The organism is Tissierella carlieri (genome assembly GCF_018917285.1).
GTDB classification, from domain to species: domain Bacteria; phylum Bacillota; class Clostridia; order Tissierellales; family Tissierellaceae; genus Tissierella; species Tissierella carlieri.
The window spans coordinates 30,287-51,131 of record NZ_JAHLOH010000043.1 but is presented as its reverse complement, the minus strand read 5'-3'; the positions used below and the strand labels follow the sequence as shown (position 1 = coordinate 51,131).

Here is a 20,845-nt window from a genome sequence, read left to right as displayed (position 1 = left end):
ATAAAGCCTCAACCACGTAACGTGTGGGAAACGCAATAAAATATTGAAACTCCAGAACTGTAATTCACTAACTTAAGGATATAGACTTCTCACCAATAGTCTATTCTCTGTGGATTTACCTTTAATTAGCTACTAGAATCTTTCATAGTTTATTATATAATTTTACTATATATTAATATAATATAAGAATAATGTCAAGAGGTGAAAAGAGTCCAGAAAGATTCTGGACTTAAATGTTAGCTAATCATTTAGATGATTTTATTCTTCCACTTTAAGTTCTACGCTATTTTCCCATAATCCATGAATATTACAATAGGATGACGCATATAATGTACCTGATTTTTCAGCTTTAAATCTAAGGGACACATTTGGCTCAGTAAGTAATCCACTTTCTCCGTGAGAAGTAAAATTACAAGAACCAATTTCAATTGGGAATTTATGTCCTTCTGGTTGGAAATATACCTTTATCCAAGATATGTAATGCTCGAATGTATTTGGATGTGCTATTTCTTCTCCAACAAGAACTTTAACATCTACTAAGTCACCTTTTTTAACTGTTTCAGATACATGAATTACAGGTACGTGTTTTTCACCTTTCCAATCCCCACTTTGATATAAGCTACTTAAATTTTTCATATATAAATCCCTCCATATTAATTATTGTTTTACATTCAATAGTTGTTATACCCAAATATTGAAAAAAATAATCAATATTATTAACTAAATAATTGTGATATAGAGTATAATAGAGTTAGATATTCTTTAAGGAGAGATGATATGGGAAACATTGAATTGATAGCCACTGCAACTTTTGGTTTGGAGGCTGTAGTTAAGAGAGAACTAATGAACTTAGGATATAATGATTTAAAAGTGGAGAACGGTAAGGTCACATTTACAGGGACAGAAAAGGATATACCAAAGACTAATTTATGGCTTAGGACAGCAGATAGAGTTCTTTTAAAAATGGGTGAATTTAAAGCTCTAACTTTTGAAGAGCTATTCCAGCAAACAAAAAAACTTCCATGGGAAGAGTGGATAACAGAAGATGGAAATTTTGTTGTGGAAGGCAAAAGTATAGACTCGAAATTATTTAGTATATCTGATTGCCAGAGAATAGTGGAGAAAGCAGTAGTAGAAAAGCTCAAAACTAAATATAATGTAGAGTGGTTTGAGAAGACTGGACCAAAGTATACTATAGAGGTTTCTCTATTAAAAGATATAGCGACTTTGACGATAGATACTTCAGGAGAAGGACTTCATAAGAGAGGATATAGGGATAGACAAGGTGATGCACCTATAAAAGAAACTTTGGCTGCTGCTATGATATTGCTTAGCTATTGGAATAAAGATAGAGTATTATTTGACCCATTTTGTGGATCAGGTACTATTCCAATAGAAGCAGCTATGATAGGTAGAAATATGGCTCCTGGTCTTGATAGGAGTTTTGCAGCAGAAGAATGGCCTAGGGTTAATAGTGAATATTGGCGTGATGCCAAAAAAGAAGCTTTTCAAGCTATAGACAATAAAACTAAACTACACATATTAGGATGTGATATAGATAGGAAATCAATTCTTCGTGCAAGAGATAATGCTGCTAATTTTGGATTAGAAGATGACATTGCATTTTTCATAAAGGATTTCAGAGATGCAGAATTAAAAAATGAATATGGTGTGGTTATTACTAATCCACCTTATGGTGAACGTATAAGTGAAAAGAGAGAGGTTGAAAGACTTCATAAAGATTTGGGTATTAAATTTAAAGAACTAGATACTTGGTCAGTTTATGTAATTACATCTAACGAAAATTTTGAAAAAGACTATGGAAAAACAGCAGATAGAAAAAGAAAACTATATAATGGAAGGATTAAAGTGGATTATTATCAATATTTTGGACCAAAACCAGAGAAAAGCAGTGAATAGTAAAAAGTGAAAAGTGAAAAGTGAATAGTTTTAAGTAAGGCTTTTAGATCTTTTTAACTATTCACTATTAGTTATTCACTATTAATTACAGAAACGGGAGGGATAAAAATGACAATTTATACTAAAACAGGGGATAAGGGAACAACTAGTCTGTTTGATAACAAGAGAGTTTCAAAGGATGATATAAGAGTGGAGAGCTATGGAACAATTGATGAATTAGGATCATTTATGGGATTAGCCAAGAACTATGTTGATGATGAGGAAATGTATGAAAAAATTCAAAACATACAAAATAAATTATTTACAGTAGCTACAAATTTAGCTACAGAGGATAGCGCAAAGGTTAAATATCATATAGTAGAGAAAGATATAGATGATTTAGAGAAGATAATAGATCTTTATATGGGCAGACTCAATAATCCTACAGGATTTATCATACCAGGCTCTGGTAAGAAATCAGCACATCTTCATGTGGCTAGGACTATATGTAGAAGAGCAGAAAGAAGAATTATTACCTTATCGAAAATTGCAGAAATAGATCCACTAGTTATGAAATATGTAAATAGGCTGTCAGATGCGCTATATGCAATGGCAAGGTATTCTGAAGACAAAGAAGTAACTGTTAGGTACTAAAGTATTAAATTGCAAAAATATGTAGAATTAATTTATTAAATGGTATAAAATAAATACAAGAATTAGTTTACAAAATATTTAACATCATTAAATATTCTATATGGGTGATAAGCATGCTAAGAAAAGAAGATTTGAATTATGTAGAAAAGAAAATAGAAGAATACGGTATGCTAAACTACCACGTACTTGAGGGGATGGCAGATTGGGTTCGTGTTGTGGATAAAGAGGGGACTATTATATATGCAAATAAGACGATGAAAGAAGCTTTAGGACATAATATAGTAGGTATGAAATGCTATAAATCCCATGGTAAGGAAATGCCATGTAGCTTCTGTATTACAGATAGGAGTATAAATACTGGTGAAATTGTACAGAAAGAGGAGAAAATAAACGGAAGATATTTTTCTGTGAAATCTTCTCCTGTTACTAATTCAGATGGTAAAGTCTTTGCAGCTGTAGAAGTTTTTAGAGATGTAACGAGAGAAAGAAAATTGGAGTTAGAATTAATTGAAAAAAATAAGAAAATGAGTAAGGATCTTGGATTTGCTAAGAGGATTCAAGAGAGAATCCTACCTAATAAAGAAATATTAGGAAACATAAGTATCGATTATATTTATAGACCTTCTGAAATGTTAAGCGGCGATATGTTTGATGTTTTTTATATTGATGATGAAAATATAGGAATATATATATCAGATGTTTCAGGTCATGGTGTGGCAGCAGCTATGATGACTATGTTTATTAGGCAGACCATGAGATCTATAAAAGATGATATATCGGGGCCATCGGCTGCATTATCAGAATTATATCGAAGATTTAGCACATTAAATTTGGATGTAGATAAGTATTTTACAATATTTTATGGTGTTTTTAATAAATCAACTTATGAATTTAAATATTCTAATGCTGGACACAATGCAATACCTATTAAGTATAATAAAGATAATATGGAGATGCTAGAAATAAAGGGATATCCTATGACTTTGCTATTTGATGAAATATTCTATGAGGAAAAGGTTATTAAACTAAGTAAAGGTGATAAGATATTATTTTACACAGATGGAATTACAGAAGCCAAGGATAAATCAGGAGAAGAGTTTGGCATAGAAAGTGTAATGCAAATTATAAACAATCACGAAGAAAATATTTTAAACGAGATAAATAACAATATTGTAACCCATAGCTGGGGTGAGCAGCATGATGATTTCGCTTTAGTATTAATGGAAGTTATTAAATAAAATGGACTGAATTCTTCAGTCTATTTTTATGGTATAATATATCTGAAATAGGAATTGATTCCCAATAAAGAGTTTGATATAATATTAACAAAAGGGGGCTGATGTTTTGAGCTGGAGCAATTTGTTATTTAAGAAAGAGGGAAATATTGGAATTTTATCTATCAACAGACCAGATGCACTGAATGCGCTAAATTCAATAGTATTAGATGAATTAAATGAAGCTATAGATGTAATTAATAATGACGAAGATGTCCATGTAATTATATTAACTGGAGAAGGAAGAGCTTTTGTAGCTGGAGCAGATATAGGAGAAATGAAGAATATGAATCCTATAGAAGCTAGGGCTTTTGCTGAAAAGGGATTATCATTATTTAGAAAGATAGAGCTTTTAGAAAAGCCAGTTATAGCTGCTATAAATGGTTTTGCTTTAGGTGGTGGATGTGAACTTTCTATGAGTTGTGATATTAGGATAGCATCAGAAAAGGCTAAGTTTGGACAACCAGAAGTTGGTCTTGGTATAACTCCAGGATTTGCAGGTACTCAAAGGCTATCTAGGCTTGTGGGAATAGGTAGAGCAAAGGAACTTATTTTTACTTGTGATATAATTAGTGCGGAAGAAGCATATAGAATTGGTTTAGTTAATAAAGTTGTATCAGGCCAAGAACTAATGACTTCTGCTATTGAAATGGCAAATAAAATATTGTCAAAGAGCCAGCTAGCTATAAGATATGCGAATGCTGCTATAAATAGAGGTATAGAAACCGATTTAGATACTGGAATGGCTATTGAAAAAGATTTATTCGGTTTATGTTTTGCAACGGAAGATCAAAAAGAAGGGATGGGGGCGTTTTTAGAAAAACGTACACCTAACTATAAATTAAAATAATTTGGAGGTGCATCATGAAAAAAATAGGTATATTAGGTAGAGGAACTATGGCTTGTGGCATAGTACAGATTTTTGCACAGAAGGATTATGATGTAATTATGTGGGTTAGATCTATTGACGAGGCTAATCCGAGGGGAAGCATTAAATCTATAGAAAAAGGTTTAAGTAGACTTGTTGAGAAAGAAAAGATTACGAAAGAACTTATGGATAATACATTAAATAATATATCCATAACTACATCCTATGAAGATTTAAAGGACTGTGATTTAGTTATTGAAGCTATAGCCGAGGACATGGATTTAAAGAGAGAAATATTTGGTAAATTAGATAAATTATGCAAAGAAGATTCAATTCTTGCTACAAATACCTCTTCATTATCTATTACTGAAATTGCTAATTCAACTAATAGACCAGATAAGGTTATTGGAATGCACTTCTTTAATCCAGTACCAATGATGAAATTAGTAGAAGTTATAAAGGGGATTGCTACTTCAGAAGAAACTAAAAATACAATAGTAGAATTATCACAAGGGTTAGGAAAAACTCCAGTAGAAGTAGAAGAAGCTCCAGGATTTGTAGTAAATAGAATACTTATACCAATGATAAATGAAGCAGTGGGAATTCTTGCAGATGGAGTAGCTAGTGCATCAGATATAGATGAAGCTATGAAATTAGGTGCAAATCATCCAATGGGACCTTTAGCATTAGGAGATTTAGTAGGTCTTGATGTTTGCTTAGCTATTATGGATGTTTTATATGAAGAATTTGGTGATTCAAAATATAGAGCTCATCCTCTACTAAGAAAGATGGTTAGAGGTGGTCTATTAGGTAGAAAGACTAAAAAAGGATTCTTTGAATATTAAAATTAATTATAGTGAAGACCCTTCAATATTGCACAGAAGGGTCTTTTTATGACTCATAGGAAAGTTTAATTTCATCAGTAGGTAAAATTTCGCTTAGATGGGTTTCAAAAAAGGCTTCTCTAATTTATTTATGATTTGATAGAAGCCTTTTTTATATAAATTTGAAATTTAAAATTAACAATTTAAAATTATCTTTTTTGGTTACAATATATTAGAAAGATTTTACTCAAGAAGGGTGGTTTCCTATGAGAACTTTTTCTAAGGTTTTTATTGTATCGTTTGTTTGTTTTTTGATTGCAATATTTATTGGCTCTTATTCTTATGTAAAAGAAAAGGATATAAAGCTTGAAAGTGAGCAAAGTTATCCCATAGCAGAAAAAATGGATATAGGTAAGACAATTGCTAAAAAGCTGGAAATAGCACCAAAGGAACCAGAGGTATATTCTAACTTGAACGAAGCTATAGAAAAGAGTAATAGAGTGAATTTTATAGTATTAGGTATGGAGGATGTAAGGACGGATACAATTATATTTGCCTCCTTTTGCCCTGATACAAAAAAGGTTAGTTTAGTGAATGTACCAAGGGACACCTATATCCATAGAAAAGGATATAATACAGCAGAACAAAGAAAAATCAACAGTATATATGGAGACCATGGAGTAGAAGGAGTTAAAAAAACTATATCTCATATATTAGAGGATATACCAATTCATCATTATGTTATGCTAGACTATAAGGGTGTAGAAAAAATTGTAGATGGATTGGGAGGAATCGAAGTAGATGTACCATTTCCTATGAAATATAGGGATCCTACAGCCAAACCTCCATTGCATATAGATATTTCACCAGGGAAGCAGACATTAGATGGAAAAAAATCGATAGAATTTCTAAGGTATAGAAAAGGAAATAATAATAAGGGAGGATATATCGATGGTGATTTAGGTAGAATAAAGGCACAGCAAGGATTTATACAATCTTTTATAGGAAAAGCATCGGATAATATTTTAACAGTCCTTACAAAGGGATTTAGCCATGTTAAAACAGATCTTAACTTAATGGATACACTTTCTTATGGCAGGAAAACAATCGGAATGACCAATGAAGATTTTGAAACACTTACATTGCCAGGTAAAGCAGAATTTAGAAAAATACAGAAAAAAGTATTATCTTATTTTATTTATGATAAAAAGGAAACCACAAAATTACTTGAAAAAATATATAATGTAAAAAGCCCCAACCCTTAAATTTATAGGGAGGGGGCTTTTTATATATTTCATTAATATTTCAAATCTAAAAATCAACAATCACAATCCAAAATTTCTACTAGGCTATACTGCTGCTTTTTCTTTATCCTTATCTTGTGCTATTATTGAATCACCTATAAGATAAACATTTCCAGCTCCCATAGTGAGAATAATATCATTTTCCTTAACATGACTTAATAGATAAGCTTCTACTTCATCAAAAGTTCCTAGATAAACAGCATCTGAGCCTTTGTCAGATATGGCATTTGCTAAATCCCTTGAGTGGATTGATCCATCATCTTTCTCCCTTGCAGCATAAATATCTGTGATTATGACTTTATCAGCATCAATGAAGGCCTCCGCAAAGCTATTTAATAAAATTTTTGTTCTAGTATAGGTATGTGGTTGAAATACACAGTAAATATTACCAACAGCAGAGTTTTTCAATGCATTTAAAGTAACTCTAATCTCAGTAGGATGATGTGCATAATCATCAATAATTTTAATACCATTATAATATCCTTTTAATTCCTGTCTTCTATGAACTCCTGTATAGATGGAAATATTTTTCTGAATATCCTCCATTGGAATACCATAAATATGAGCAGCAGCAATGCTTGCTAAAGAGTTATATATATTATGTTTCCCAATGACACTTAACTTAATAGGATATAATCCTTCATCCTTAACTTTTAAGGTATAAGAAGGAAAACCTTCCTCAGAAAAACTAATATTCTCCGCAGTATAATCTGCATCTTTATCTATTCCAAAGGTAATTACTTTAGCCTTTGTATTATCCATTATTTTTTTGTAGCTTGCATCATCTATGTTAATTAATAAATAGCTATCTTCATTGAGATTCTTACCATATTCAACGAAGGTATTTAAAACATGATCCATATTTTTAAAGAAGTCTAAATGGTCAGCATCAACATTTAATATAATAGCCATTGTAGGAAAATACTTTAATATATTTCCTCTATATTCACAGGCTTCAGTAAGAATATATTCTTTAGATCCTAATTTTACATTGCCTCCTATTTCATCTAATTGTCCACCCAAAAGAATGGTAGGGTTTAGTGTGGAACGATTCAATATAGTAGATAACATACTAGTAGTAGTAGTTTTCCCATGAGTGCCAGATACTGCAATTGAGTTTTTATAGTTTTTCATTAAGGCACCTAAGAAGGTGGCCCTATCTATTACAGGTACTCCAAGAGAATGTGCTTTCACAAGTTCTTCATTATCTTTTGATATAGCATCTGTGTATATTATTAGATCGGCACCATTTACATTACTTTCCTTATGATTTATGTAAATATTGGCTCCTAAATTTTTTAATCTTTCAATTATTAAACTATCCTTTGCGTCAGAACCAGTCACAATATATCCTTCAGACAATAAAATTTCAGCTAAACCACTCATAGATATGCCGCCAATTCCAATAAAGTGAACCCTAGGATATTTATTATCAGTTATGCAAAATTCAAACATAAGCTTTCCTCCTAAATAAAAAAATTACTTTCTATATTTATTATTGCCATCTTATATATTAATATTATTTTATTCTAATAGTATTAAATTGTCACTGATAGATTATATCATAATAAAAAAAAAATTAAAGATAAATCTTGAGATTATGTAAAGTTTATAACATATTAGTATAAAAAAGTAAAAAAAGTTCCTATTTAAACATTATAGGTAGTTTTTTGGAATTAATTGACTCCAAGTTCTTTTGTAAAGTGAAAAATAAATTAGAATTTTCCCATAAATTATAAAAAAATAAAAAAAATTTTTAAAAAAGAAGGATTTTTAAAACTTTTATAGAATATAGAGAATATTCAATAGTTTTTGTGACTTAAATAAAGGGGGCTAAAACGTAATGAAGATTACAGATGTGAGATTAAGAAAAATATCAGAAGAGGGGAAAATGAAAGCAATAGTATCCGTTACTTTTGATGAGGAATTTGTAGTTCATGATATCAAAATAATCGAAGGTCAAAATGGATTATTTGTTGCTATGCCAAGTAGAAAAATGGCGGATGGTGAGTTCAGAGATATAGCTCACCCTATTAATGCTGAAACTAGGCAAAAAATTCAGGAAGCAATTTTTAGAGAATATGAAAAGAGTTTAGCTACAGAATAAAAAAGAGCCGCAGGGCTCTTTTTTATAACGAATAGGAAAGATTTACTTTTATTTTTAGTATTAAGAATTTTACTTAAATGATTTTTGAGCAGATTTCTAAAATCTTTGATTTCGTACAAGTTGTTTATGCAGTGACTCAAAAAGGCTTCCTTATAATATTTCGTATAGAAGCCTTTTTTATAACTATATGAAAGCTCTCTTTAATATTTGAAATAAATAGATTTTATAAAAACTTACTCGGCTTATTGATGGTTCAATTAGGAAACTTTTATATATATGTCAAGGAAATTATATAAATTTTATAGATTTTAGTGTAGACTTATATAAGAAATGGGTTAAAATATTACTTGATAGATAATTTAAATCGAGGTGTAAAAAATGAATATTTCTATTATATTAGCAGCGGGTGAAGGCACAAGAATGAAATCAAAGCTTTCTAAGGTATTACATAAGGTTTGTGGAAAACCTATATTAGAATATGTAATAAAGGCTAGTAGAGGTGCAGGTACAGAAAAAAATGTAGTTGTTGTAGGTCATGGCGGTGATATGGTTAAAGAATATTTTAAGGATGATCCTATAGTATTTAAGGACCAGCCTATTGGTGAAGATGTTCCTTATGGCACTGGTTTTGCTTTAATGCAAGCAGTAGATCATATAGAAGATAATAGTACTGTAATCATTCTTTATGGGGACACACCACTTATTACGGAGTTGACTATAAATAAGTTAATTAACTATCACAAAGAAAATGAGTTTCAGGCAACAGTACTTACTGCTATTTTAGATAATCCTACAGGATATGGTAGAATCATTAGGGAAGATACTGGAGATATACTTAAAATCGTAGAAGAAAAAGATGCCTTAGATGAAGAAAAGAAAGTAAAAGAAATCAACTCTGGTATATATTGCTTCAATGGTAAACTGTTAAAGGATGCTTTAAGTAAAATTGATAACAATAATGCTCAGAATGAATACTATGCCACAGATGTTATAGGTATATTAAAGAAAGAAGGATATAGAGTTGGAGCTTATGTTATTGAAGATTCCATTGAAATACATGGTGTCAATTCAAGAGTTCAATTGGCATTTACTGAAGAGGTAATGAGAAAAAGGATAAATGAATATCATATGGTAAATGGCGTCACTATAATAAATCCTGAGAACACATACATTGAAGATGGAGTTCAAATTGGAAGAGATACAGTTATTTATCCTGGAGTAAGTTTAGAAGGAAATACTGAAATAGGTGAAGATTGCATTATTAGGAACAATTCTAGGATTATAAATAGTATAATCCATAATGAAGTTAGTATTGAATCTTCAACTATAGAGGATAGTATTGTCGGAGAAAATACACATATAGGGCCTCATGCTCATCTTAGACCCAATAGCAATATTGGTAAGAATGTAAAAATTGGTAATTTCGTTGAAGTTAAAAATTCAACTCTCAAGGATAATACAAAAGCCAGTCATTTATCTTATATAGGAGATGCAGATGTTGGTTATAATGTAAATATCGGATGTGGTGTTGTATTTGTAAATTATAATGGCAGGGAAAAGTTTAGGACAACAGTAGGAGATAATGCTTTTATAGGCAGTAATGCTAATTTAGTTGCTCCAGTTAATGTAGAACCATGGGGATTTGTAGCAGCAGGCTCTACTATAACTAAAGAAGTGCCAGAAGGAGCTTTGTCTATTGCTAGAGCAGAGCAAAAAAATATAGATGGCTGGATAGAAAAAAAAGGATATAAAAATTAATAAATAAACTTAGGAGGAATATATAAAAATGAATTTATGTATGGGCGGAATGAAAGTTTTTTCAGGTAATGCAAACAGAGAGCTAGCAGAAAAAATCTGTAAAGAACTGGGCATACCACTTGGGACATGTGATGTTAGTCAATTTAGTGATGGAGAAATAAATGTAAACATCAGTGAGACTGTTAGAGGGATAGATGTTTTTATAGTACAGCCAACTTGTACTCCTGTGAATGATAACTTAATGGAGACTTTAATACTTATAGATGCGGTAAAAAGAGCATCTGCAGGCAGAGTAAATGCTGTAATTCCGTATTATGGATATGCTAGGCAAGATAGAAAGACTAAGGCCAGAGAACCAATAACAGCAAAGTTAGTAGCAAATTTATTTACTACGGCTGGTGCAGACAGAGTAATAAGCATGGACTTACATGCTGCACAGATTCAAGGATATTTTGATATTCCAGTTGATCACCTCTCAGGCGTATCAATACTAGCAGAATATTTTAAGGATATTGTGGATGAAGAAACAGTTGTAGTTTCTCCTGACTTAGGTGGTGTAACTAGAGCTAGGGCTTTTGCTAATTTATTAGATCTCCCAATAGCTATAATAGAAAAAAGAAGACCTAAAGCAAATGTTTCAGAAGTGATGAATGTTATAGGGGATATCAATGGTAAGAATGTCATATTAATTGATGATATTATTGATACGGCAGGAACTATAGCTAAGGCAGCCAGTGTACTTAAAAACTTTGGAGCAAAGAAGGTTTATGGTTGTGCTACTCATGGGGTATTATCAGGTCCAGCTATAGAAAGAATAAGAGATTCTGAATTAGAGAAATTTATTATTACAGATACAATACCTATTTCAGGAGAAAAGAGGATTGAAAAAATCGAAGTGGTATCTGTTGCACCACTATTTGCTGAAGCTATAAGAAGGATTCATGATAATGAATCTGTAAGCAAATTATTTGAATAGAATAAACAGGAGATGATTTTTTGTTTGTTGTAGTAGGTTTGGGAAATCCTGGAAAGGAATATACTAATACGAGACATAATATAGGATTTGATACAATAGATTTATTAGCAGAGAGGAATAATATTAAAATTAATAAAATAAAATTTAAGTCAGTTTATGGAGAAGGAATAATTGGTAGTGAAAAGGTTCTTCTTGTAAAGCCACAAACTTATATGAATAATAGTGGAATTACTGTTAGAGATATATATAATTTTTATAAAGTTCCTATTGATAATATTATAGTTATAGTTGATGATATTGATATTGATTTTGCTGCAGTAAGAATAAAGAGAAAGGGAAGTGCTGGATCTCATAATGGATTAAAATCTATAATATACCTACTTCAAAGAGATGATTTTCCTAGGGTCAAAATAGGCATTGGAAAGAAACATGAAAATCAAGATTTAGCAAATTTCGTTTTAAGTAGATTTCCAAAAGAAGAGAGGGAAATTATTGAAATATCTATTTTAACTGGAGCCGAATCAGTAGAAGCAATTATAAAACATGGTATAGAGCAAGCGATGAATGAATTCAATACTAAAGGAAATAGAGCCCAGGATTAGACCTGGGCTATGGTCTTTTCCGAAGGAGTGAAGGTATGCTAAATTTTTTAGTAGATCCGCTAAATAACTTAGATGTTTATAATAAGCTGAAGACAGATATAGAAAAGAAGAATAGTCCTATGGCCACTTATGGTATTATTGATGAAAGCATAGGACATATTCTCTATGCCCTAAGGGAGCATACTAAAAGGCAAATACTATTGGTAACTTACAACGAGGTAAGAAGTAGAAAGATTTATGAAGATATAAGAAACTTAGGAAATAATAATGTATTTCTGCTTCCAAAAAGGGAATTAGTTTTTTATGAAGTAGATGCCTTCAGCTATGAAAGTACCAATGAAAGGCTTGGGATTGTATCTAGACTTGTAAAAGGTGAAGATTTATTATTAGTTACCTCTATAGAAGCCATATTTCATAAGCTTATGTCTATAGATGTTTTGAAGTCCTATTCCCATGAATTGAGATTAGGAGAAGAAATAAACTTAGATGATTTAATTAAGTTGTTGACAGATGGTGGATATGAAAGAGTAAATATGGTGGAAGGTATAGGACAGTTTAGCTTAAGAGGTGGAATTATGGATTTCTTTCCGCCATATAGCGGGAACCCTATTAGAATTGAATTGTTTGATGAGGAAATTGATTCTATAAGGACTTTTGATATTACGAATCAAAGATCTATTGAAGTCCTCGATTATACATTCATATTTCCAGTAAAAGAAACTTTGATATTAGATGAATATAGAGAGAATATAATTGACAACTTGAATAAAGATTTATTTAAATCTTTATCTAAGTCAAAGATTAGTGTAATAGAAAAAGAAAACTTAGAAAGTAAGTTTAATAAATATAAGGAGCATTTAACTGAAAAATTATTTATATCTAATATGGATATGATAATTCCTTATATACCAAAAGAATATCTGTCATCTATAATTAGTTATTTAAAAGAAGACGCAATAATTTATATAGACGAGCCTAAAAGAATAGAAGAAAGTGTAAAAAATGCTGGAAGTGATTTTAATCTAAAGTTTACAGACCTCTATGAAGTTGGAGAGGTATTACCTTTACATGCCAATATTCTTTATAGTTATGATGAACTATTAGAAGAAATAAAGAAAAGAATATGTATCACAAATAGTGCACTTTTAAGTGGAGATAATAGTTTTAAACCTAAAGTAATTCATAATTTCTCCGTAAAAGGAATGCCATCTTATCATAATAAGATGGATATTTTAAAAGAGGATATCGATCATTTTAAATATAGAGGATATAAAATAATTATACTTTCAGGAACAGAAGAAAGAGGTAGAAGGCTTTATAAAACATTATTGGAAATGGGTATAGAATCAAACTTTATGATAGATAAAAATGCTGAGATTAAGTCCTCACAAGTTTTTATTACACCTGGTAGTATTCATGGAGGATTTGAATATCCAGCTTTAAAGCTTATTGTTATCAGTGATAAAGAAATATTTGGTGCGGGAAAGAAAAAGACAGGAAAATTAAGGAAAAGAGATCCTAGAAAATCCATTAGCTTTTCTGATTTGAATGTTGGCGATTATGTAGTGCATGAAAACCATGGAATAGGTAGATATGAAGGTGTAGAGCAGCTTAACATTCAAGGAATAAAGAAGGATTATCTTACTATAAGGTATAAAGGCGAAGATAAGCTATATGTACCTATAGATCAAATGCATTTAATCCAGAAGTATATCGGCTCTGATAGCATAAAACCAAAAGTAAATAAACTATCTAGTTCAGAATGGGCTAGAACTAAGGAAAAAGCTAAGAAGGCTGTAGAAGATATGGCTCATGATTTATTAGAGCTATATGCAAAGAGAGAGAGTTATAAGGGATTTGTTTTCTCTAAGGATGGTGAATGGCAACGACAATTTGAAGATTTATTCCCTTATGAAGAGACAGAAGGACAGTCTAGGAGTATTATAGAAATCAAGAAGGATATGGAAAGACCAAAACCAATGGATAGACTTCTTTGTGGTGATGTTGGATATGGGAAAACGGAAGTGGCTTTAAGAGCAGCATTTAAAGCTGTCATGGATGGAAAACAAGTAGCTTTTCTAGTACCTACTACTATTCTTGCACAGCAGCATTATAATACAATAATGGAGAGATTTGCCAATTTTCCCGTTAAAATAGCTACCCTTAGTAGGTTCAGAACTAAAGCAGAACAAAAACTTGCAATTGATAGCATTAGAAGAGGTGTTGTTGATATTGTAGTAGGTACTCATAGATTATTATCTAAAGATGTTTCTTTTAATGATTTGGGTTTATTAATAATAGATGAAGAACAGAGATTTGGCGTAAAGCATAAAGAGGCACTTAAAAAATTTAAAGAAACAGTGGATGTACTTACTCTTACAGCTACACCTATACCTAGGACATTACATATGTCCTTATCAGGCATTAGAGATATGTCTGTTATTGAAGATCCTCCAGAGGAAAGGTATCCCGTACAAACCTATGTTGTTGAATTTAATGAACAAATGATCAGAGATGCAATACTAAAGGAAGTTGGTCGTGGAGGACAGGTTTATTTTGTATATAATAGGGTCGAGACTATAGATAAGATTGCTTCTATGCTTAGAAAATTAGTACCAGAAGCAAAATTCTCCATAGGACATGGTCAAATGAGTGAGCGAGAATTAGAGAAGGTAATGGTTAGCTTTTTAGAAAAAGAAGTGGACGTTCTAGTATGCACTACTATTATTGAAACAGGATTAGATATTCCAAATGTAAATACTATAATAATACATGATGCTGATAAGATGGGACTATCTCAACTATACCAACTTAGGGGAAGGGTAGGAAGGTCTAATAGGATAGCTTATGGATACTTTACCTATGAGAAAAATAAAGTGTTATCAGAGGTAGCAGAAAAAAGACTTAGAGCTATAAAGGAATTTACAGAATTTGGTTCAGGTTTCAAAATAGCTATGAGAGACTTGGAAATAAGAGGTGCAGGAAATCTTCTAGGATTAGAACAGCATGGTCATATTGAGGCCATAGGATATGATTTATATGTAAAGTTCTTAAATGAGGCTATTAGGAGGCTGAAGGGTGAGAAAGTCGAAGAACATATAGATACTACAGTTGATATAAAAGTAGATGGGTATATTAAGTCTAGGTATATTGAAGATGAAGAACAGAAGATAGAAGTGTACAAAAAAATTGCTTCTATTTCTAATATGGATGATTATAGGGAATTACTGGATGAACTAATCGATAGATTTGGAGATTTACCTAAGGAAGTTGAAAATCTAATGGATATTTCTTACATCAGGTATTTAGGAAGTAAAAATAATATTAGAAATATAATCCAAATAGACAAAGAGGTTATCTTAGAGTTTAGCTCTACAGAAAATATATCAGTTGAGCTGTTGCACCTCTTATCTACTGAATATGGAAGAAGATTATCATTTGATTTATCTACTGAACCATCCTTTAAATTTAGGTCAAAGGATAAAATTTTAGATGAGTTAAAATCTTTGGTTGAAAAAATTAATGGTTTTAATCATAGAAAAAATAATATATAATAGATAATGAATGCAGATTTAATAAATAGACTTAGAAAGGATGTTAGTATTGAACAAAACAAGAAGTAAAAGATTTTTAATAATAGGATTATTATTGGCACTTATTTTAACTGTAAGTGGATGTAATAGTAAAGAAGAAGGTCTTGTTGCAAAGGTAGATGGAGAAGGAATCACAGTGGAAGAATTTGAAAGTGATTTTCAAGTATTTAAAAGAATATATGAGCAACAGCTTGGTGAAGATGCTATGACTCAAGTTGGAGAAGATGGTAGAATCTTAGGGGAAAGCCTTAAAGAAAATATAATTGAAAAATTAATAATGGAAAGACTTGTGGCAAAAGAAGCGAAGGATATGAATATAGAAGTTACTCCAGAGGAAATTCAAAAACAAATGGAAGAATATATTACCCTTATGGAAGGACAAGAAAAGTTTGATGAATTTTTAAAGAGTAATCAGTTATCAAAAGAATTTTTTGAGGAAAATCTAAGAAAAGAGTTACTATTTAATAAACATAGAGAAGCTTTTATAGATAGTACTTCTATAGATGAAAAAGAAGCCAAAAAATATTTTGATGATAATAAAGAAAATTTAGTTGTAGTAAAAGCATCTCATATTTTAGTTAAGACTGAAGATGAGGGTAAGAAAGTATTAGAGAGACTTAAAGCAGGAGAAGATTTTGGGAAACTCGCAGAAGAAGTATCTATTGATAAGGCATCTGCTTTAGAAGGTGGAAGTCTAAACTACTTTGGTAAGGGAGACATGATTGCTGAATTTGAAGAAGCTGCTTTTGCCTTAAATCCTGGAGAAACCAGTGATTTAGTTCATACTGAAGTAGGGTATCATATTATTCATGTTGAAGATAAAAAGGATACTTATGAAGCATTAAAGGATGATATAATCGGACTATTAAAAGATAATAAATATCTAGAAAAAATTCAAAAATTAAGAGATAACTCTAAGGTTAAGATTTATTTAGATATTAAAGCTAAATAATAAAAAACATGTTAATATCAAAGGACCTGACATTATGTCAGGTCTACATTTTTAACTTTAAGTTAATTAATGTAAATACTTTAACCTAATCTTACAAAGATGTATAAAAATTTCCTTTTAGTTAAATAATAATCTCACTACACAATTATTGTTATAGGAGGTTAACTAATGAAGGCTACAGGAATTGTTAGAAGAATAGATGAATTAGGTAGAGTTGTAATTCCGAAAGAAATAAGAAGAACCTTGAGGATAAGAGAAGGAGATCCTCTAGAGATATTCACTGATAGAGAAGGTCAGGTTATACTTAAGAAATATTCTCCTATTGGAGAATTAAATGAGTTTGCTCAAGAGTATTGCGATTCTCTTCATGAAAGTACAAATCATACGGCTATGATATCAGATAGGGATTTTATAATAGCTATATCTGGAGGATCTAAGAGAGAATATTTAGAGAAAAGAATTAGCCCAGAGTTAGAGAAGTTAACAGAAAACAGAAGTACTTATTCAACTAATGATGATAATAAACCTATGAAAATAACATATGAGGACCCTAATCAGGATAAGTACACAGCACAAGTTATTGCACCTATAATTATGCAAGGTGATCCTATTGGATCTGTGATATTAATATCGAAAGAATCAAATGCAGTTATGGGTGAATTAGAAATAAAGTTGACAGAAACAGCAGCAGGCTTTTTATCTAAGCAAATGGAAAATTAGTAGACCTACCCATAAGGGTAGGTTTATCTTTTATAACGAATAGAAAAATTTTGCTTTAAATGAATTTCGAAAAAGGCTATCTTAATAACAGTTGATAGAAGCCTTTTTTACTTGTATTATTTTATTAAATTAAATGATATAATATAAAAGATTATGTTTTAGGGGGAAATTTCATGACTAAGAAAAATAACTTCCTGAGGGGAGCGGCTATTTTAAGTATAGCTGGAGTAATTGTAAAGATTTTAGGTGCAGTTTATAGGATACCATTATCAAATATAATAAAGTCAGAAGGTATGGGATATTATCAAACAGCCTATCCTTTGTACACACTATTGCTTACTATATCTACAGCAGGCTTCCCTATAGCCATAGCTAAATTAGTATCAGAGAAAAGAGCAGTAGGAGATTTTAAGGCGGCATATAAGGTTTTTAAAGTAACTCTCTTAGGATTAGCAATCGGAGGATTATTGACTTCTTTATTCTTGTTTTTTAGAGCAGAAAGTATAGTAGATAGACTTGGAAATAAAAATGCCTACTATGCATTGATTGCACTAGTACCAGCTTTATTTTTCGTACCAATTATGTCGGCTTTCAGAGGATTTTTTCAAGGAAGACAACTAATGGTACCAACGGCCTTATCTCAAATAGTTGAGCAGTTATTTAGAGTAGGGGCAGGATTAACATTAACATATTTGTTATTAGATAAAGGAATTCCCATGGCAGCAGGTGGAGCATCATTTGGAGGATCTGCAGGAGCTATAGCAGGAGCTGCTACTATGGCACTTATTTATTTTTATGGAAGAAAAGAAATTAAAAAAGAATTAAAGAGCAGCATAGATACTGATGAGTATGAGATAAATCAAATTATAAAGGACCTTCTTATAATAGCTATTCCAATTACAATAGGTGCTTCTATTGTGCCTATTATGGATTATATAGATTTAGAACTAGTACTTACAAGACTTCAAATTATCGGATATACAGAGGCAGAAGCAAATGGTTTATATGGAAACTTAAAGGGAATGGCACAGACATTAATCAATCTACCTCAAGTATTTTCTATAGCCATATCAATGAGCTTAGTACCTGCTGTATCTGATGCAAATGCCAGAAAAAATAAGAAGGAGATGGAATCTACCATTGCTTCAGGGATAAGGATTACTCTATTAATAGGATTGCCATGTACATTAGGATTATTTGTACTAGCAAGACCTATAATAGAATTGTTATATTATAAGAATGATGTGGCAACTATAATTAATGTTAGTAATTCTTTATCTATTTTAGCTTTTAGTGTAATATTTCTGACAATGGTTCAAGCACTATCTGCTATATTACAAGGTCTAGGCAGGCCTGGTGTACCAGCAATTAATTTATTTGTTGGAGCAGTGGTTAAAATCTTTCTTTCATATACTTTAACTGTTATACCGAGCATAAATATTTATGGTGCAGCTATCTCTACTGTTGTGGCTTTTGGGATTGCAGCTATTTTAGATTTAATTAGTGTAGTAAAATATGCTAAGATAAGATTAAATATTAAGGATATATTCATTAAGCCATTTATTGCATCATTAGGAATGGCAATAGCAGCATTTATCTCTTATATGGGATTAATTAATATTGTAGCTAAAATAAATGTTGCAAATGAAATGATAACCAGACTAGAGAAACTTTCTACACTAGGTGCAGTCTTAGTTGGTGTTATAGTTTATGTGGTACTCTTAGTTCTAACAGGTTCTATTACTGAAGAGGACTGGAGTTTATTACCTAAAGGTGATAAAATAGGAAAAAAATTAGAAAAATTTAAATTAATTAAATAGTTAAGGCATATACAAAGGAGAAGAGTTATGGGTAAAATATATATAATAGGCTTAGGGCCTGGAAGCATTGACTCTCTTACGTTAGGAGCAGTAGATAGAATAAATGCAGGAGATAAAAATTTTTTAAGAACAGAAAAACATCCTACTGTTAAATATTTTGTAGATAAAAATATTCCTTACAAATCATATGATTTTTTATATGATACTAAAGATAGTTTTGGACAGGTATATGAGAAGATAGCTGAAGATTTAATTGAAGAATCCAAGAAAAATTCAAGTATAAATTACTTTGTACCTGGGAATCCTTTAGTTGCAGAGAAAACTGTAGAGCTTTTAATGGAGAGAGAGGTAGATATAGAAATAATATCTGGCATGAGCTTTATTGAACCTATGATTGAGCTAGTAGGAAGGGACCCAATCAATGGTCTTAAAATAGTAGATGGTGCAGAATTTAATGGATTAATAGTAGATATTAATGTAGACATGATAATCACACAAGTGTATAATTATAGAATAATATCTGAAGTTAAGATTATACTATCAGAGATTTATGGTGATGAGTATGAAGTCTATTTAGTCAATAGTGCTGGAGTGAAGGAGAACGAGAAAAAGCATCTTGTACCTATCTATGAATTGGATAGATTTGAAGAAGTCGGACCTCTAACTAGTATATTCGTCCCAAAAATAGATGGAAAACATAAGAAAGTATTTGATTTCAACGATTTATTGGGTATAATGAAAATATTGAGATCTGAAAATGGCTGCCCTTGGGATATGGAGCAAACTCATGAATCCATACGTCAATCAGTGATTGAAGAAGCTTATGAAGTAGTTGATGCAATCGATAAAAATGATATTGATGGACTTATGGAAGAATTAGGTGATTTATTGCTTCAAGTTATATTTCATTCACAAATTGCATTTGAAGAAGGGGAGTTTAGTCTATATGATGTAACATCATCACTTGCAAATAAATTAATTTATAGACATCCACACGTTTTTTCTCAAAAAAGTGTGGAAAACTCTGAAGAAGTAGTATATAATTGGAATATGCTAAAATATGCTAAAAGGGATATCCATAGTTTCACAGATAAACTAAAAGATATACCAAAGCTACCAGCTCTCATGACCAGTTTTAAAATTCAAGAAAAGGCAGCAGAAATTGGATTTGATTGGGACAATATAGATGGACCATTAAATAAAGTAATTGAAGAGTATCAAGAGGTATTAGAAGCTATGGAAAAATTTGGAGGGGGTGATGAAAGAACAGAGGAGGAATTAGGAGATTTACTTTTTGCAATAGTTAATCTTTCTAGATTTTTAAAAGTAAATCCAGAAGTAGCTTTAAATAGAACTATAAATAAGTTTATTAAGCGATTTGAATTTATGGAGGAAAAACTAGAAGAACTTGGCAAAAAATTTGAAGAAATGACCTTAGATGAAATGGATGAATTATGGAATCAAGCAAAAATACATAAAATCCATTAAAATGCT

General features: G+C 31.0%; 17 protein-coding genes. 15 read left to right on the top strand and 2 right to left on the bottom strand.

Annotated features, from left to right (window positions below; genetic code table 11):
- Positions 1-258: 258 nt before the first annotated feature.
- Complete coding sequence (locus KQI38_RS14865; RefSeq protein WP_216560823.1) at positions 259-636, bottom strand: class II SORL domain-containing protein; 378 nt, start codon at positions 634-636, stop codon at positions 259-261.
- A 141-nt stretch (positions 637-777) separates the two neighbouring features.
- On the opposite strand from KQI38_RS14865, the gene KQI38_RS14860 reads away from it, so the two are divergent.
- The 6 genes from KQI38_RS14860 (at position 778) to KQI38_RS14835 (ending at position 6,784) form a co-directional block, all read left to right on the top strand.
- Positions 778-1,920: a THUMP domain-containing class I SAM-dependent RNA methyltransferase gene (locus tag KQI38_RS14860; RefSeq protein ID WP_216560821.1), complete on the top strand. Its 1,143-nt coding sequence runs from the start codon at positions 778-780 to the stop codon at positions 1,918-1,920.
- A 108-nt stretch (positions 1,921-2,028) separates the two neighbouring features.
- Positions 2,029-2,553, top strand: coding sequence for a cob(I)yrinic acid a,c-diamide adenosyltransferase (locus KQI38_RS14855; RefSeq protein WP_216560819.1), 525 nt, complete (start codon positions 2,029-2,031; stop codon positions 2,551-2,553).
- A gap of 113 nt (positions 2,554-2,666) precedes the next feature.
- Positions 2,667-3,791, top strand: coding sequence for a SpoIIE family protein phosphatase (locus KQI38_RS14850; RefSeq protein WP_094902517.1), 1,125 nt, complete (start codon positions 2,667-2,669; stop codon positions 3,789-3,791).
- A 106-nt stretch (positions 3,792-3,897) separates the two neighbouring features.
- The gene (locus KQI38_RS14845) at positions 3,898-4,677 is read left to right on the top strand and encodes a short-chain-enoyl-CoA hydratase (RefSeq protein WP_216560817.1); all 780 of its coding nucleotides are present in this window, start codon (positions 3,898-3,900) and stop codon (positions 4,675-4,677) included.
- A 14-nt stretch (positions 4,678-4,691) separates the two neighbouring features.
- Complete coding sequence (locus KQI38_RS14840) at positions 4,692-5,540, top strand: 3-hydroxybutyryl-CoA dehydrogenase (protein ID WP_216560815.1); 849 nt, start codon at positions 4,692-4,694, stop codon at positions 5,538-5,540.
- Positions 5,541-5,785: 245 nt separating this feature from the next.
- Complete coding sequence (locus KQI38_RS14835) at positions 5,786-6,784, top strand: LCP family protein (protein WP_216560813.1); 999 nt, start codon at positions 5,786-5,788, stop codon at positions 6,782-6,784.
- A gap of 84 nt (positions 6,785-6,868) precedes the next feature.
- Here the strand turns inward: KQI38_RS14835 and murC are convergent, their stop codons facing one another.
- The gene (murC, locus tag KQI38_RS14830; protein ID WP_216560811.1) at positions 6,869-8,278 is read right to left on the bottom strand and encodes a UDP-N-acetylmuramate--L-alanine ligase; all 1,410 of its coding nucleotides are present in this window, start codon (positions 8,276-8,278) and stop codon (positions 6,869-6,871) included.
- A gap of 388 nt (positions 8,279-8,666) precedes the next feature.
- On the opposite strand from murC, the gene spoVG reads away from it, so the two are divergent.
- From spoVG to yabN, 9 genes are all read left to right on the top strand, one after another.
- Positions 8,667-8,930 carry a septation regulator SpoVG gene (spoVG, locus tag KQI38_RS14825; protein ID WP_094902529.1) on the top strand — a complete coding sequence of 88 codons (264 nt, stop codon included), beginning with the start codon at positions 8,667-8,669 and terminating at the stop codon, positions 8,928-8,930.
- Between the two features lie 378 nt (positions 8,931-9,308).
- Positions 9,309-10,688, top strand: a complete 1,380-nt coding sequence (glmU, locus tag KQI38_RS14820; RefSeq protein ID WP_216560809.1) for a bifunctional UDP-N-acetylglucosamine diphosphorylase/glucosamine-1-phosphate N-acetyltransferase GlmU — start codon at positions 9,309-9,311, stop codon at positions 10,686-10,688.
- Between the two features lie 28 nt (positions 10,689-10,716).
- On the top strand, positions 10,717-11,664 hold the full coding sequence (locus tag KQI38_RS14815) for a ribose-phosphate diphosphokinase (protein WP_276515592.1): 948 nt from the start codon (positions 10,717-10,719) through the stop codon (positions 11,662-11,664).
- A gap of 20 nt (positions 11,665-11,684) precedes the next feature.
- Complete coding sequence (gene pth, locus KQI38_RS14810; RefSeq protein ID WP_216560807.1) at positions 11,685-12,266, top strand: aminoacyl-tRNA hydrolase; 582 nt, start codon at positions 11,685-11,687, stop codon at positions 12,264-12,266.
- A 35-nt stretch (positions 12,267-12,301) separates the two neighbouring features.
- Positions 12,302-15,820 carry a transcription-repair coupling factor gene (mfd, locus tag KQI38_RS14805; protein WP_216560805.1) on the top strand — a complete coding sequence of 1,173 codons (3,519 nt, stop codon included), beginning with the start codon at positions 12,302-12,304 and terminating at the stop codon, positions 15,818-15,820.
- A 49-nt stretch (positions 15,821-15,869) separates the two neighbouring features.
- Positions 15,870-16,811, top strand: a complete 942-nt coding sequence (locus KQI38_RS14800) for a SurA N-terminal domain-containing protein (RefSeq protein WP_216560803.1) — start codon at positions 15,870-15,872, stop codon at positions 16,809-16,811.
- Positions 16,812-16,979: 168 nt separating this feature from the next.
- Positions 16,980-17,531, top strand: a complete 552-nt coding sequence (gene spoVT, locus KQI38_RS14795; RefSeq protein WP_216560801.1) for a stage V sporulation protein T — start codon at positions 16,980-16,982, stop codon at positions 17,529-17,531.
- A gap of 173 nt (positions 17,532-17,704) precedes the next feature.
- Positions 17,705-19,351 (top strand): putative polysaccharide biosynthesis protein, encoded by a 1,647-nt coding sequence (locus KQI38_RS14790; protein ID WP_216560799.1) that lies wholly within the window; start codon positions 17,705-17,707, stop codon positions 19,349-19,351.
- Positions 19,352-19,378: 27 nt separating this feature from the next.
- Positions 19,379-20,839, top strand: coding sequence for a bifunctional methyltransferase/pyrophosphohydrolase YabN (gene yabN, locus KQI38_RS14785; protein WP_216560797.1), 1,461 nt, complete (start codon positions 19,379-19,381; stop codon positions 20,837-20,839).
- Positions 20,840-20,845 lie beyond the last annotated feature (6 nt).

Coding starts and splice junctions, on each gene's coding strand:
- KQI38_RS14865 (WP_216560823.1), bottom strand. CDS start 636: ATGAAAAATTTAAGTAGCTTATATCAAAGTGGGGATTGGAAAGGTGAA.
- KQI38_RS14860 (WP_216560821.1), top strand. CDS start 778: ATGGGAAACATTGAATTGATAGCCACTGCAACTTTTGGTTTGGAGGCT.
- KQI38_RS14855 (WP_216560819.1), top strand. CDS start 2,029: ATGACAATTTATACTAAAACAGGGGATAAGGGAACAACTAGTCTGTTT.
- KQI38_RS14850 (WP_094902517.1), top strand. CDS start 2,667: ATGCTAAGAAAAGAAGATTTGAATTATGTAGAAAAGAAAATAGAAGAA.
- KQI38_RS14840 (WP_216560815.1), top strand. CDS start 4,692: ATGAAAAAAATAGGTATATTAGGTAGAGGAACTATGGCTTGTGGCATA.
- KQI38_RS14835 (WP_216560813.1), top strand. CDS start 5,786: ATGAGAACTTTTTCTAAGGTTTTTATTGTATCGTTTGTTTGTTTTTTG.
- murC (WP_216560811.1), bottom strand. CDS start 8,278: ATGTTTGAATTTTGCATAACTGATAATAAATATCCTAGGGTTCACTTT.
- spoVG (WP_094902529.1), top strand. CDS start 8,667: ATGAAGATTACAGATGTGAGATTAAGAAAAATATCAGAAGAGGGGAAA.
- glmU (WP_216560809.1), top strand. CDS start 9,309: ATGAATATTTCTATTATATTAGCAGCGGGTGAAGGCACAAGAATGAAA.
- KQI38_RS14815 (WP_276515592.1), top strand. CDS start 10,717: ATGAATTTATGTATGGGCGGAATGAAAGTTTTTTCAGGTAATGCAAAC.
- mfd (WP_216560805.1), top strand. CDS start 12,302: ATGCTAAATTTTTTAGTAGATCCGCTAAATAACTTAGATGTTTATAAT.
- spoVT (WP_216560801.1), top strand. CDS start 16,980: ATGAAGGCTACAGGAATTGTTAGAAGAATAGATGAATTAGGTAGAGTT.
- KQI38_RS14790 (WP_216560799.1), top strand. CDS start 17,705: ATGACTAAGAAAAATAACTTCCTGAGGGGAGCGGCTATTTTAAGTATA.
- yabN (WP_216560797.1), top strand. CDS start 19,379: ATGGGTAAAATATATATAATAGGCTTAGGGCCTGGAAGCATTGACTCT.